General features: G+C 61.9%; 20 protein-coding genes. All 20 read right to left on the reverse strand.

The window, feature by feature from the left end; genetic code table 11:
• Positions 1-116 precede the first annotated feature (116 nt).
• The gene (locus ABEA23_RS01590; RefSeq protein ID WP_345476377.1) at positions 117-1,571 is read right to left on the reverse strand and encodes a sugar porter family MFS transporter; all 1,455 of its coding nucleotides are present in this window, start codon (positions 1,569-1,571) and stop codon (positions 117-119) included.
• A gap of 166 nt (positions 1,572-1,737) precedes the next feature.
• A complete protein-coding gene (gene truA, locus ABEA23_RS01595) occupies positions 1,738-2,616 on the reverse strand; it encodes a tRNA pseudouridine(38-40) synthase TruA (RefSeq protein ID WP_345476378.1) in 879 nt (292 codons plus the stop codon).
• Positions 2,617-2,706: 90 nt separating this feature from the next.
• On the reverse strand, positions 2,707-3,276 hold the full coding sequence (gene rplQ, locus ABEA23_RS01600) for a 50S ribosomal protein L17 (protein ID WP_044493924.1): 570 nt from the start codon (positions 3,274-3,276) through the stop codon (positions 2,707-2,709).
• Between the two features lie 68 nt (positions 3,277-3,344).
• Positions 3,345-4,364 (reverse strand): DNA-directed RNA polymerase subunit alpha, encoded by a 1,020-nt coding sequence (locus ABEA23_RS01605; RefSeq protein ID WP_345476379.1) that lies wholly within the window; start codon positions 4,362-4,364, stop codon positions 3,345-3,347.
• 131 nt (positions 4,365-4,495) lie between these two features.
• The gene (gene rpsK / locus ABEA23_RS01610; RefSeq protein ID WP_260072595.1) at positions 4,496-4,897 is read right to left on the reverse strand and encodes a 30S ribosomal protein S11; all 402 of its coding nucleotides are present in this window, start codon (positions 4,895-4,897) and stop codon (positions 4,496-4,498) included.
• Between the two features lie 15 nt (positions 4,898-4,912).
• The gene (gene rpsM, locus ABEA23_RS01615) at positions 4,913-5,281 is read right to left on the reverse strand and encodes a 30S ribosomal protein S13 (RefSeq protein WP_044493918.1); all 369 of its coding nucleotides are present in this window, start codon (positions 5,279-5,281) and stop codon (positions 4,913-4,915) included.
• 266 nt (positions 5,282-5,547) lie between these two features.
• On the reverse strand, positions 5,548-5,661 hold the full coding sequence (gene rpmJ / locus ABEA23_RS01620) for a 50S ribosomal protein L36 (protein ID WP_044493916.1): 114 nt from the start codon (positions 5,659-5,661) through the stop codon (positions 5,548-5,550).
• A 13-nt stretch (positions 5,662-5,674) separates the two neighbouring features.
• Complete coding sequence (infA, locus tag ABEA23_RS01625; protein ID WP_044493914.1) at positions 5,675-5,896, reverse strand: translation initiation factor IF-1; 222 nt, start codon at positions 5,894-5,896, stop codon at positions 5,675-5,677.
• Positions 5,897-6,324: 428 nt separating this feature from the next.
• On the reverse strand, positions 6,325-7,164 hold the full coding sequence (gene map / locus ABEA23_RS01630; RefSeq protein WP_345476380.1) for a type I methionyl aminopeptidase: 840 nt from the start codon (positions 7,162-7,164) through the stop codon (positions 6,325-6,327).
• Positions 7,165-7,734, reverse strand: coding sequence for an adenylate kinase (locus ABEA23_RS01635; protein WP_260072589.1), 570 nt, complete (start codon positions 7,732-7,734; stop codon positions 7,165-7,167).
• A complete protein-coding gene (gene secY / locus ABEA23_RS01640) occupies positions 7,731-9,038 on the reverse strand; it encodes a preprotein translocase subunit SecY (RefSeq protein WP_345476381.1) in 1,308 nt (435 codons plus the stop codon). The genes ABEA23_RS01635 and secY overlap by 4 nt, the downstream gene beginning before the upstream one ends.
• Positions 9,039-9,214: 176 nt before the next feature.
• Positions 9,215-9,709 (reverse strand): 50S ribosomal protein L15, encoded by a 495-nt coding sequence (rplO, locus tag ABEA23_RS01645; protein ID WP_044493902.1) that lies wholly within the window; start codon positions 9,707-9,709, stop codon positions 9,215-9,217.
• The gene (rpmD, locus tag ABEA23_RS01650) at positions 9,709-9,945 is read right to left on the reverse strand and encodes a 50S ribosomal protein L30 (RefSeq protein ID WP_044493900.1); all 237 of its coding nucleotides are present in this window, start codon (positions 9,943-9,945) and stop codon (positions 9,709-9,711) included. The genes rplO and rpmD overlap by 1 nt, the downstream gene beginning before the upstream one ends.
• Positions 9,942-10,691, reverse strand: coding sequence for a 30S ribosomal protein S5 (gene rpsE, locus ABEA23_RS01655; RefSeq protein WP_260072586.1), 750 nt, complete (start codon positions 10,689-10,691; stop codon positions 9,942-9,944). The genes rpmD and rpsE overlap by 4 nt, the downstream gene beginning before the upstream one ends.
• Positions 10,688-11,059 carry a 50S ribosomal protein L18 gene (gene rplR / locus ABEA23_RS01660; protein WP_044493897.1) on the reverse strand — a complete coding sequence of 124 codons (372 nt, stop codon included), beginning with the start codon at positions 11,057-11,059 and terminating at the stop codon, positions 10,688-10,690. The genes rpsE and rplR overlap by 4 nt, the downstream gene beginning before the upstream one ends.
• A 3-nt stretch (positions 11,060-11,062) precedes the next feature.
• Entirely contained in the window at positions 11,063-11,599 is a 537-nt protein-coding gene (gene rplF / locus ABEA23_RS01665) for a 50S ribosomal protein L6 (RefSeq protein WP_044493895.1), read from the reverse strand.
• 20 nt (positions 11,600-11,619) lie between these two features.
• Positions 11,620-12,018, reverse strand: coding sequence for a 30S ribosomal protein S8 (rpsH, locus tag ABEA23_RS01670; protein ID WP_044493893.1), 399 nt, complete (start codon positions 12,016-12,018; stop codon positions 11,620-11,622).
• A 98-nt stretch (positions 12,019-12,116) separates the two neighbouring features.
• Positions 12,117-12,686, reverse strand: a complete 570-nt coding sequence (gene rplE, locus ABEA23_RS01675) for a 50S ribosomal protein L5 (RefSeq protein WP_044493892.1) — start codon at positions 12,684-12,686, stop codon at positions 12,117-12,119.
• Positions 12,683-13,021, reverse strand: a complete 339-nt coding sequence (gene rplX / locus ABEA23_RS01680) for a 50S ribosomal protein L24 (RefSeq protein ID WP_260072585.1) — start codon at positions 13,019-13,021, stop codon at positions 12,683-12,685. Before rplX ends, rplE begins: the two co-directional genes overlap by 4 nt.
• A 3-nt stretch (positions 13,022-13,024) precedes the next feature.
• Positions 13,025-13,396 (reverse strand): 50S ribosomal protein L14, encoded by a 372-nt coding sequence (rplN, locus tag ABEA23_RS01685; RefSeq protein WP_044493888.1) that lies wholly within the window; start codon positions 13,394-13,396, stop codon positions 13,025-13,027.
• Positions 13,397-13,584: the final 188 nt, after the last annotated feature.

The following is a 13,584-nucleotide window of genomic DNA, read 5'->3' on the forward strand; positions in this document are numbered from 1 at the left end:
CCTGCAGTAAGGATCTGTGACACACAGTTCGCTTTACCCGGGCTTCGGGGTTTTACCGTGGGGTATACGGGGCGGTAAAACCCCGAAGGGCGGGTAAAACTGGGATCACCGAAGAATCAGGCGCGGATGTAGGCGCTCTCCTTCATATCCTCGATCTCCCGGCCCTTAGTCTCCGGAACCCACTTGAGCACGAAGAACAGGCTCAGCAGAGCGGAGCCGGCGTAGAAGCCGTAGGCGAAGACCAGGGACAGCTCTGCCATCTGCGGGAAGAGGCTGGAGATCAGGAAGTTCGAACCCCAGTTGAAGGCCGAGGCCACGCCCAGTGCGACGGCGCGAATCCGGTTGGGGAACATCTCACCCAGCATCAGCCACATGAACGGACCCCAGGTGGCGCCGAAGAAGATCACGAAGACATTGGCGGAGACAAGGGCGATGATGCCCCAGGGCTCCGGCAGGGAAACCACGGTCTCCAGCTCGCCGAACTCGTTGGCGACCTCTTCCGATACCGCCTGGGAGAAGGCCACTGCCATCATCCCCAGGCCCAGCGCCATACCTGCGGAGCCGACTGCCAGCGGGATCCGGCGCCCGACCTTATCCACGATCAGGATGCCTACGATGGTGGCCAGGATGTTCAGGCTCGTGGTGATGACCTGAACCAGCATGGCCTGGTCTTCCTGAATGCCCACGGCCTGCCACAGGGTGGTGGAGTAGTAGAAGATGACGTTGATGCCCACGAACTGCTGGAATACGGCTAGTCCGATGCCCACCCAGACGATGGGCATGACCTTGCCGCCCACGAAGAGATCGCGCAGCTTCTGACGAGCCTCGAGGTTGATGGTGCGGCGGATGTCATCAATCTTGGCGGTGAGGTTTGACTCGCCCTTGATACCGACGATGTCGGTGAGCACCTCGCGGGCTGCGGCGTCGCGCCCACGCGAGACCAGGTACCGCGGAGACTCCGGGATCGACAGCGCTAGCAGGCCGTAGATCAAAGCCGGTACAGCTTCGGAGATGAACATCCAGCGCCAAGCGTCCAGGCCCAGCCACAGCGGAAGTTCCGCACCACCGGCCAGGTTGGCGAAGAGCGCATTGGAGACCGCGGCCATGAAAATACCGATCACAATGGCCAGCTGGAACAGCGAGCCTAGACGGCCGCGCCAGTTGGCCGGCGAGACCTCGGCAATGTAGGCCGGGGCGATGACCGAGGCCATACCCACGCCGATACCACCGATGATTCGCCAGAAGATGAGGTCATACACTCCGAAGACCAGCCCGGAGCCGATCGCAGAGGCCAGGAAGAGCCCCGCCGCGATCAGCATCGCCTTCTGGCGTCCCACCCGGTCAGCTAAGTTACCGCCGGTGAAGGCACCGACCACACAGCCCAGCAGGGCAGTGGAGACAGTGAAACCGCTCATCAGCGCGGAGAGGTCAAAGGCCTCACGGATGGGGCCGACGGCGCCGTTGATCACAGCGGTATCGAAGCCGAAGAGGAAACCGCCGAAGGCGGCTACCAATACTACCCAGGCAACCGCTCCCACAGAGGAGTCTTGGCTGCGTGATTCAGTGCTCATCTTTGAGTTCCTTCTCAACGACGTACAGTACGTGCCGCAAAAATGCGACTGGCCGGTCAAGCCCGGCCGATCCCCAGAGAGTATGCGCTGTCAGTGTGCACTGCGCAACTTTAGTTTGACGATGAGATCTAAATCACTTCACAGAGCGCGATACGGTCGATATGCCTCATTCTGCGTCGCCGTTGACTGCACTTTCCGCGGTGCCCGTGTGCACCGGGCGCAGGGCACGCGTCTGTTCGGCACGCTGAGCCAGCTGATCCTCCCGCGGGTAGGCCACTGACTCAAGAACTAACCCTTGGGGTGGCGCGAGTCGTACTCGCTGGTCCCAACTGGGTTCCTGCAGGCGGCTGAACAGCCAGCCTGGTGCGCGGCGTCCTTCTCCCACATCCAGGCAGCCTCCGATGAGGGCGCGAACCATATGGTGGCAGAAGGCGTCGGCAGTCAGCGTTGCGGTGATGATGCCGTCAGCACCGCGTCGGATGGTGAATGCCTGAAGCTCACGAATAGTGGTGGAGTGCTCGCGTGGACGGCAGAAACTTCCAAAGTCATGCAGCCCCAGCACAGCGGTGGCTTCAGCGTCCATGAGGTGCTCGTCAACCGCACCGCGGATCCAGGCGGTGTCATGACGCCGCAACGGGTCCCATAGCTCGCGACGGTCCGCTATCCGGTAGCTGTAGCTGCGGCTCAGCGCGGAGAATCGAGCGTCGAAGGTCTCAGGGACAACTGAGACGCTCTTCAGCACGATGGCGCCCTGCTGGCGGTTCAGCACTCCGCTGAGCCGCCGCAGCATGGCCTCGTGGGGCAGCAGGTCTCTGCCGCGGGCTAATCCTTGCCATTCATCGTCACCGAGGTCCAGGTGCGCGACTTGACCTCGGGCGTGCACACCGGCATCGGTGCGTCCGGCGACAGTCACCCGGACTTCGCGGCGCAGAATTGTTGCCAGCGCCTCGTGCAGGGCGCCTTCTACAGTCTGCAGCCCTGGCTGAGCAGCCCAGCCCTTATACGCGTTACCGTCATAGGCGAGGTCGAGTCGGATTCTGGGCATGAAACTAGCCTACTTCGGTGAAGACACGACTGAGCCCCCGCTCTGCAGAGAACGGGGGCTCAGTCAGTGGTGTGTCAGAGAGTCAAGGACTTACTTGTCCTCGGACTCCTCAGCAGCAGCCTCAGCGGCGGTTGCATCCACCTCAGTGTCGGCAGGTGCTTCAGCAGCAGCCTCGTCGGACACCTCAGCGGTCTCCACCTCAGTCTCCTCGACCTCCGGCTCCTCCACAGGAGCAGCGGCAGCGGTGGCACGCTCAGCGTCAGCCACAACCTTCTGCTTCGGGGAAACAGGCTCCATCACCAGTTCGATGACGGCCATAGGAGCGTTGTCGCCCTTACGGTTGCCGATCTTGGTGATGCGGGTGTAGCCACCCTCGCGCTCGGCCATAGCCGGTGCGATCACGGTGAAGAGCTCGTGAACGATGCTCTGGTTGGTGGCGTTCTTGGCGCTGATCAGGCCCACAACCTTGCGGCGTGCTGCGAGATCGCCCTTCTTCGCCAGCGTGATGAGACGCTCAGCGTAGGGACGAAGGCGCTTGGCCTTGGTCAGAGTAGTGGTGATCGAGCGGTGCTCGAACAGCTGAGCGGAGAGGTTCGCCAGCATGATCTTCTCGTGCGCCGGGCCTCCGCCCAGACGCGGTCCCTTAGTGGGGGTAGGCATTGTGTCTTACTCCTTGAGTGAAGCGCTCACCTGCGGCGAGCACGAATGTCTTAAATGACGGGCCGGACTCAGTTGGAGAACTGAGCGTCTGCGTCGTCGTCGTACTCGTCCTGCTCAGCGGCGAAGCGAGCTGCCGTGGGGTCGAAGCCCTCCGGGGAGTCCTTCAGCTGGAGGTTGTACTCGGCCAGCTTCTCCTTGACCTCGTCGATGGACTTGGCACCGAAGTTGCGGATGTCCATCAGGTCGGCCTCGGAGCGAGCGGTGAGCTCACCGATGGTGTGGATGCCCTCGCGCTTGAGGCAGTTGTAGGACCGCACCGTCAGCTCGAGGTCCTCGATCGGCAGTGCCATATCGGCTGCCAGTGCGGCATCCGACGGGGACGGGCCGATCTCGATGCCCTCAGCCGAGAAGTTCAGCTCGCGGGCCAGGGTGAACAGCTCCACCAGAGTGGTGCCTGCCGAGGCCAGCGCATCGCGCGGAGCCATAGAAGGCTTGGTCTCCACATCGATGGTGAGCTTGTCGAAGTCGGTGCGCTGCTCCACACGGGTGGCCTCCACCTTGAAGCTGACCTTCAGCACCGGGGAGTAGATGGAGTCGACCGGGATACGGCCGATCTCTGCGTCCTCGAGCTTGTTCAGAGCTGCTGAGACGTAGCCGCGGCCACGCTCCACAGTCAGCTCCAGGTCCAGCTTGCCGTCCTCGTTGAGGGTCAGCAGGTGCAGGTCGGGGTTGTGGAACTCCACACCGGCCGGCGGGGTGATGTCAGCAGCTGTGACGGCGCCGGGGCCTTCCTTGCGCAGGTAAGCCACAACGGGCTCATCGTGCTCGGAAGACACCGAGAGACGCTTGATGTTCAGGATCAGCTCGGTGACGTCTTCCTTGGCGCCAGCGATAGTGCTGAACTCGTGGAGGACGCCGTCGATGCGGACGCTGGTCACAGCGGCACCGGGAATCGAGGAGAGCAGGGTACGGCGCAGGGAGTTACCCAGGGTGTAGCCGAAGCCCGGCTCAAGGGGTTCGATGGTGAAGCGGGAGCGGTTATCAGCGACGACTTCTTCAGTCAGCGTGGGGCGCTGTGCAATGAGCACTGGTGGTTCCTTTCAGAGTGCATCCGCTATATGACGCATTCTCAGTTCAGTGATTGATGCTCAGCCCGACGACGGCGGCACAGGCGGCTGCCGTCGTCGGGCCCTAGACGATCAGGGTAAAGAAGTGTCGCTCAGACGCGACGGCGCTTGGGCGGGCGGCAGCCGTTGTGAGCGCTGGGGGTAACGTCAGCGATGGATCCGACCTCCAGGCCAGCGGCCTGCAGGGAGCGGATCGCGGTCTCGCGGCCGGAGCCGGGGCCCTTGACGAAGACGTCAACCTTCTTCATGCCGTGCTCCTGTGCGCGCTTAGCAGCCTGCTCGGCTGCCATCTGTGCGGCGTAGGGAGTGGACTTGCGGGATCCCTTGAAGCCAACCTCGCCGGAGGAGGCCCAGGAGATCACAGCGCCAGTGGAGTCCGTGATGGACACGATGGTGTTGTTGAAGGTCGACTTGATGTGAGCCTGACCCTGAGTGATGTTTTTGCTTGCCTTGCGGCGCGGCTTGCGGGCCGCTGCACGAGTCTTGGGGGGCATTGTCTCTCCTGTGAACTACTTCTTCTTGCCTGCGACGGTCTTCTTGGGGCCCTTACGGGTGCGCGCATTGGTCTTGGTGCGCTGACCGCGGACGGGCAGGCCACGGCGGTGGCGCAGGCCCTCGTAAGAGCCGATCTCGACCTTGCGGCGGATATCAGCGGAGACCTCACGGCGGAGGTCGCCCTCAACGGTGAAGTTGCCTTCGATGTAGTCACGCAGAGCGACCAGCTGTTCGTCAGTCAGGTCCTTCACGCGGGTGTTGGGGTCAACCCCAGTGGCCTCAAGGACCTGTTCAGCGCGGGTGCGTCCCACGCCGTAGATATAAGTGAGTGCGATCACCGTGCGCTTTTCGCGCGGGATGTCCACACCTGCCAGACGTGCCACGTGGCAGTCCTCCTTTGTCTTATCCGAAGGTCTGAAGCAGCGCGATCCCCTCTGGGACTTTTATGTCCGACGCCGGAGGTGGCGTCATCAGCGGGTCCCCGGCCTTCGGTAACCGGAGGTATGCTCGCCAGCTCATTCGCGAGCTGCACTGCTTTGCTGTATTGAGCTGTGGTGGGAATGCTCCCGTTCGCCAACTAGGCGGCCGGTGGCACAACTCCCTGCGCGGTACTTAAGCGCCCTCACTTAAAAAGACTTAAGTGAAGAGCTCAGCCCTGGCGCTGCTTGTGGCGCGGGTTCTTGCAGATCACTCGCACAACACCACCGCGACGGATGGTCTTGCAGTCGGAGCAGATCGGCTTCACGCTCGGCTGAACCTTCATGGGTTCTCCTCGATTACTTGTAGCGGTAGACGATACGGCCGCGGTTGAGGTCATAGGGGCTCATCTCCACCACGACCCGGTCCTCGGGGAGGATGCGGATGTAGTGCTGGCGCATCTTGCCCGAGATGGTTGCCAGGACAACGTGATCGTTCTCCAGCTTCACACGGAACATTGCATTCGGCAGGGCTTCAACAACTGAGCCCTCGACCTCGATGACGCCTTCTTTTTTACCCATATGCTCCACACACCGTTCACGATCCTCTGAACCTCCCCGTTCACACCGAAACATCGGCATAAAGTAGGGCTGAGCGGAGGATCTGGATTTCTGCTTTAGAGTCCCTGCCTGCACATCTGCCAACAGGCATAGTTGGGCAGAGACAACCAACAGACAATCGTACCTGAGTCAAGCCCGCCGCGCCAGTCGGTGTTAGTTCCGGCGGCGGGCACAGGTCCCGCCCGCCTCTCGGCGCGCAAAGCGATGCGCGCCATCACATCTAAACGCTGCTTCCGCGGATGGCGGCCTAAGTGTGAGCAGTGGGTCCCTCTTACTCACACTTACGCGATAAGTGTGAGCAAGAGATTGAAGCGTGGGCGTTGCCGATCAACTCGCTGGGCCCCGGATATGCATGACAGTGCCCTGCGCTTACCAGCCCTGGAAGCTGATCAAGGAATCGGCACTGGAGTCACACCGAGCGGCTCCAGCTCAGAAGCCCCGCCATCGGGGGCGGTCAGCACCCAGATACCGGCTTCGTGGCGGCACACCGAGTGCTCCCACTGGCTGGCGCGGGTGCCGTCAGTGGTGATGATGGTCCAGTCATCCTCAAGGACCTTGGTCTCAATACCGCCGCGGGTGAGCATCGGCTCAATCGCCAAGGCCATGCCGGGCTTGATCTTCGCGCCCTTCATCCCTGTGGAGTAATTGAAGACATCGGGAGCCATATGCATCGCAGAACCGATGCCGTGACCCACATAATCCTCCAGGATCCCCAGCTGCTTACCGGGCTGGGACTTTACGAAGTCCTCGACGGCGTCGCCGATCTCCCCGATGTGCTTAGCAGTGGCGAAAGCGGCAATGCCCTGCCACAGCGCAGCACGGGTGATCTCGCTGAGCCGCTCGTCCTCGGGATCAGCAGTGCCCTCAGAAGAGGATCCCAGGATGACAGTCCGTGCAGAGTCGGAATGCCAGCCTTCAATGATGCAGCCGCCGTCGATCTTGAGCACATCACCGGTCTGCAGCACCCGGTCCCCCGGGATGCCGTGAACGACTTCCTCATTGACCGAGGCGCAGATGTAGCCGGGGAAGCCGTGGTAGTTCAAGAAGTTCGGCTTGGCCCCCCGGGAGGTGATGTACTCGGCGAACACATCATTGAGCTCGCCAGTAGTCACTCCCGGGCGGGCAGCAGCCACTGCACGGTCCAATCCCTCACTGAGGATAGAGCCGGCTGCGTCCATATGACGCAGCTGCTCATTGGACTTCAGTTCGATCCGCGCACGTGTTAACACTTAGGACTTCAGCGCTTCCATGATGCGGGCGTTGACCTCATCGATCGGGCCCAGTCCGTCGACGCGGCGCAGCAGACCGCGCTCTTCGTACTCAGCGATCATCGGTGCGGTCTCTGTATCAAAAAGCTCCAGGCGACGACGGATCGCTGACTCGTCAGCGTCATCCTTGCGGCCTTCGATCTCAGCACGCTTCTTCAGGCGCTGGATGAGCTCTTCGCGGTCAGCGGTGAGCTCCAGTACGACGTCGAGCTCCACGCCCAGACGCGAGAGCATCTCATCGAGGGCGGCAACCTGGGTGCGGTTGCGCGGGTAGCCATCCAGCAGGAAGCCGTCTTTGGCATCCTCCCAGCCCAGCCGGTCCTCCACCATGCGGTTGGTCACCGAATCCGGGACGAGGTTGCCGGCGTCGACATAGGTCTTGGCCTCTTTGCCAAGCTCAGTCTCACCCTTGATATTGGCACGGAAGATATCTCCGGTGGAGATGGCCACAATGCCAAGCTCCTCGGAAATCCGCTTGGACTGGGTTCCCTTGCCGGATCCAGCCGGTCCCACGATCAGCATTCGAGTCATCGCAGCAGCCCTTCGTAGTTGTGTTGTTCCATCTGAGCGTTGATCTGTTTGACTGTGGTCAAGCCCACACCAACCATGATCAGAATAGACGTTCCACCGAATGGGAAGTTCTGGTCAGCTCCGATGAGGACGAAGGCGATGAGTGGGATGAGCGCGATCAGACCCAGGTACAGCGAGCCCGGGAAGGTAATGCGGGAGATCACGTAGGAGAGGTAGCTCTCGGTGGGTTTGCCGGCGCGAATACCAGGGATGAAGCCGCCGAACTTCCGCATGTTCTCGGCCACTTCGTTCGGGTTGAACGTGATGGTGACGTAGAAGTAGGTGAAGCCGATGGTCATCAGGAAGAACACAGCCATATAGACCGGGTGGGCGCCGTCGAAATAGGTGTTGATCCAGATCATCCACTGCGGCGCCTCTTCACCGGGTGCCGGCTGATTGAACTGGCCCAGAACCGAGGGCAGCATCAGGATCGAGGAAGCGAAGATCACGGGGATCACGCCGGCCATGTTGACCTTGATGGGGATGTAGGTGGACGTTCCGCCAACGGTGCGGCGACCGACCTGCTTCTTGGCGTACTGGACGGGAACACGGCGCTGGGACTGCTCCACGAAGACCACCGCAGCCACAACGATCAGGCCCACGATGCACACGATGGTGAAGACGCGCCAGCCCTGAACGGTCCAGATATCGCGCATGGAGCCAGGGAAGCCGGCGGCGATAGCAACAAAGATCAGGATGGACATGCCGTTACCGACGCCGCGCTCGGTGATCTGTTCGCCGAGCCACATGATCATGGCCACGCCGGTGACCAGCGTGAGGATCATGAGCATGACCAGGAAGATGCTGTCATCAGGGATGATGTCGCCGGGGTTGCAGCCCAGCAGGGCACCCGAACGCGCCATCGTGACCAGCACAGTGGCGTTCAGAGTCGCCAGCGCCAGCGTGAGATACCGGGTGTACTGGGTCAGTTTGGCCTGGCCCTGTGCACCTTCACGCTGGAGAGCCTCAAAACGCGGAATGACCACACGCAGCAGCTGCACGATGATCGCTGCGGTGATGTACGGCATCACACCCAGGGCGAAGACCGAGACCTGCAGCATGGCGCCGCCGGAGAACATATTGACGAAGTTGTACAGACCACCCTCTGCCTGCCCGAGGGCAAGACACTGCTGCACACCGTTGTAGTCCACCCCGGGTGCAGGGATAAATGCGCCGATCCTGTAGATCGTGATGATCCCGAGCGTAAACAGGATCTTCATGCGCAGGTCGGGTGATGCGAAAACCCTAGCTATTGCGCTGAACAAGCGTCCTCCTCTATGGGTCTGCCGACCACACAGTCAGTCATCCTAACGCGCTCAGCGCGCTGGCGAAGAATTCAACCAATCCCCCACATATGTGACAGCCCCCGCAGGCCTGGCCAGAAACCCCTGATCGGGGAACTCTGAAGGCCTACGGGGGCTGATCACTTATTCCTGGTGGGTCACTCCGCGGTGGGAGCGGCCTTCACCGGGAGCTTTTCGACGGAACCGCCAGCAGCGGTGATCTTCTCCTCAGCGGAAGCGGAGAAAGCGTGAGCCTTCACCGTCAGCGCCACGGAGATGTCACCGGAGCCGAGGATCTTCACCGGGCGACCCTTGCGGGCAACACCCTTGGAGATCAGCGCCTCAGCGGTTACCTCGCCGCCCTCGGGGAAGAGCTCGCCCAGCTTGGTCAGGTTGACCGGCGAGTACTCCACACGGAAGGGGTTCTTGAAGCCGCGCAGCTTCGGAAGGCGCATGTACAGCGGAAGCTGTCCACCTTCGAAGCCAGGACGGACCTGGTAACGAGCCTTGGTGCCCTTGGTGCCACGGCCTGCGGTCTTGCCCTTAGATGCCTCACCACGACCAACGCGGGTGCGTGCCTTCTTGGAACCGGGGGCCGGACGCAGGTCGTGAAGCTTCAGGACTCCGGACTCGGCAGGAGTGTTCTCTGCCATCAGTTGGCCTCCTCAACTTTCACGAGATGCTTGACAGTGTTGAGCATGCCCACGGTCACTGCGTCAGCGTCGCGAACCACGGTGTGGCCGATACGCTTCAGGCCCAGCGAGCGAACGGTTTCGCGGTGCTTGGGCTTGGCGCCGATGGTGGACTTGATCTGGGTGATCTCAAGCTTCGCGTCGGAAGCCTTCAGATCCTTGGCGGTGCTGTACTGAACAGTGTTTGCCAATGTCATGCACCTGCTTTCTGTGCGTTCTTCTTGGCTTCGCGGTCAGCAGCCATAGTGCGCAGCATCGGTGCCGGAGCGACCTCGTCAAGAGCCTTGCCGCGGCGTGCTGCCACGGACTCGGGCTCTTCGAGGCGCTTGAGCGCATCGATGGTGCCGTGCACGATGTTGATGGCGTTGGCCGAGCCCATGGACTTGGTCAGCACATCGTGGATGCCTGCGCACTCAAGCACGGCGCGGACCGGACCGCCGGCGATCACACCGGTACCTGCAGAAGCGGGACGCAGCAGCACGACGCCGGCAGCGGCCTCACCCTTGACCAGGTGCGGAATGGTGGAGCCGACGCGGGGAACGCGGAAGAAGGACTTCTTGGCCTCTTCCACGCCCTTGGCGATAGCTGCAGGAACTTCCTTGGCCTTGCCGTAGCCGACACCCACGGTGCCGTCGCCGTCGCCGACGACGACAAGTGCGGTGAAGCTGAAACGACGACCGCCCTTGACGACCTTGGAGACGCGGTTGATGGTGACGACGCGCTCAAGGAACTTGTCCTTGTCCTCATCGCGACCGCCACGTCCACGGCCCTCGCCGCGACCGCGACCCTCACCGCGGCCACGGCCGCGTCCGCGACCCTCGCCTCGGTTGTCACGGGCCTCAGTGTTCTCGGGCTGGGACTGCTTCTCAGCTGCCTCAGCAACGTTTTCGTTGGCCTCAGTCACAGATGAGTCCTTCTCAGTGTTGTTGGCGTTCTCACTCACAGCTTCAGCCCACCTTCCCGGGCGCCGTCGGCGACGGCGGCCACGCGACCGTGGTACTTGTTGCCGCCGCGGTCGAAGACCACGGCCTCGATGCCGGCTGCCTTGGCGCGCTCGGCGATCAGCTCGCCGATCTTCTTCGCCTTGGCGGTCTTATCGCCATCGAAGTTCCGCAGGTCTGCCTCCATAGTGGTGGCGGAGACCACGGTCTTGCCCTCGAGGTCGTTGACGACCTGAGCGACCATGTGGCGAGCGGAACGGTTAACCACCAGGCGGGGACGCTCGGCGCTACCGCTGATCCGCTTGCGCAGGCGCAGGTGGCGCCGGCCGCGGGCAGCGGACTTGGACTTGCCCTTGATACCGATAGCCATGGTTTACTTACCTGCCTTTCCGGCCTTGCGGCGGATCTGCTCACCCTCGTAGCGCACGCCCTTACCCTTGTACGGGTCAGGCTTGCGCAGTTTGCGGATGTTTGCAGCAACCTCGCCGACCTGCTGCTTGTCAATGCCGGACACTGCCAGCTTGGTGTTGCCCTCAACCTGGAAGCTGATGCCCTCGGGGGCCTTCACTGCGACAGGGTGGGAGTAACCGAGTGCGAACTCGAGGTCCGAGCCCTTGGCCTGCACGCGGTAACCGGTGCCGACGATTTCGAGCTTCTTGGTGTAGCCCTCGGTGACGCCGATGATCATGTTGTTGATCAGGCTGCGGGTCAGGCCGTGCAGTGAGCGGTATTCGCGCTCATCGCTGGGACGGGTCACCGTCAGGGTGCCATCCTCAAGCTCGACGCCGATGCCCTCGGCAATGGTGCGGGTAAGTTCGCCTTTGGCGCCCTTAACGCGGATCTCACGGCCGTTGATGGTGACATCAACGCCGGCAGGAACGGTGATCGGAAGACGACCGATGCGTGACATAGTGCTTCGACTCCTTCCGGTTACCAGACGTAGGCGAGGACTTCCCCACCCACACCCTTCTTAGCTGCCTGCCGGTCAGTCAAGAGACCGGAGGAGGTGGACAGGATGGCGATGCCCAGGCCGCCCAGCACGTGCGGGAGGTTGTTGGACTTCGCGTAGACCCGGAGACCGGGCTTGGAGATGCGGCGCAGGCCGGCGATCGAACGTTCACGGTTCGGGCCGAACTTCAGGTCGATGATCAGAGTCTTGCCGACCTCTGCCTCTTCCTCGCGCCAGTCGGTGATGTAGCCCTCGGCCTTGAGGATGTCGGCCACGCGCACCTTCAGCTTAGAGCTGGGCATGGAGACCTGGTCGTGGTAGGCCGAGTTGGCGTTGCGCAGACGCGTCAGCATGTCTGCGACGGGATCAGTCATTGTCATGGTGGGGCTTATGCCCTTCCTCGTCGCGGTTTCCGATCTCCGAAGGAACTCAAGCTAGCTGCTTGGAACCTCTGGTGAAAGGACCTTCGACGTAGTGCTTACTGTTCGGTCTTGAAGGGGAAGCCCAGTGCACGCAGCAGCGCGCGGCCTTCCTCGTCGGTGGTAGCGGTGGTCACCACAGTGATGTCCATACCGCGGGGGCGATCAATGTTGTCCTGATCGATCTCGTGGAACACCGACTGCTCGGTGAGCCCGAAGGTGTAGTTGCCGTTGCCGTCGAACTGCTTGGGGCTCAGGCCGCGGAAGTCCCGGATACGGGGCAGGGCCAGGGTCACCAGGCGATCGATGAACTCCCACATGCGGTCGCCACGCAGGGTTGCGTGAGTACCAATGGGCTGGCCTTCGCGCAGCTTGAACTGTGCGATGGACTTCTTTGCGCGGGTCACCTTGGGCTTCTGGCCGGTGATTGCGGTCAGGTCCTCGATAGCGCCCTGGATGAGCTTGGAGTCGCGAGCAGCCTCGCCGACGCCCATGTTGACGACAACCTTCACCAGACCGGGAACTTGCATCACGTTGGAGTATCCGAACTCCTCCTGCAGGGAGGTGCGGATCTCCTCACGGTACTTGGTCTTCAGGCGGGGGGTGATCTTCACGGCGGTCTCTGTCATGACAGCTCCTTCCCGGAGGCCTTGGCGAAGCGGACCTTCTTGGTCACGGTCTCGCCGTCGCGCTCTACAGTCTCAAAGCGGTAGCCCACACGGGTCGGCTTGCCGGTCTCCGGGTCGACGACTGCGACGTTGGAGACATGGATGGGGGCCTCGGACTCGACGATGCCACCCTCGGTGTTGCCGAACTGGCCGGCACGCAGGTGACGCTTCACTCGGTTGACGCCCTCGACGACCACACGGTCCTTCTTGGGGAGCACCTGCAGAACTTTGCCCTGCTTGCCCTTGTCCTTGCCGGTGAGGATCTGGACGAGGTCGTCCTTCTTGATCTTGGCCATGAGTTACAGCACCTCCGGAGCAAGCGAGACGATCTTCATGAACTTCTTGTCGCGAAGTTCGCGGCCCACGGGGCCGAAGATACGGGTGCCGCGGGGCTCCGGGGTGTCACCCTTGAGGATGACGGCAGCGTTCTCATCGAAGCTGATGTAGGAGCCGTCTGTGCGACGGGTCTTCTTCTTAGTACGGACGATGACGGCCTTGACCACATCGCCCTTCTTGACGTTACCGCCGGGGATTGCATCCTTGACGGTGGCGACAATGGTGTCGCCGATACCTGCATAGCGGCGTCCGGATCCACCGAGAACACGGATGGTAAGGATTTCCTTAGCACCGGTGTTGTCGGCGATCTTCAGCCGCGATTCCTGCTGAATCACTTGGTTTCTCCTGTCGTCTCACTGGTTCTCGTCATGCAACCGCTTCACGAGCCTTGTGGAACTTCAATATGGACCTCCCCCATCGCTTTCCCACATACCCCAGCTCCCGTGGCGGGAGACGTTGGAATGGGCAGATGGCCGAGGCGATCTTGGGGGATGTGCGCTGTCCATGCAGACGGATATCTACA

The organism is Nesterenkonia rhizosphaerae, from assembly GCF_039544555.1.
In the GTDB taxonomy this organism is placed as follows: domain Bacteria; phylum Actinomycetota; class Actinomycetes; order Actinomycetales; family Micrococcaceae; genus Nesterenkonia; species Nesterenkonia rhizosphaerae.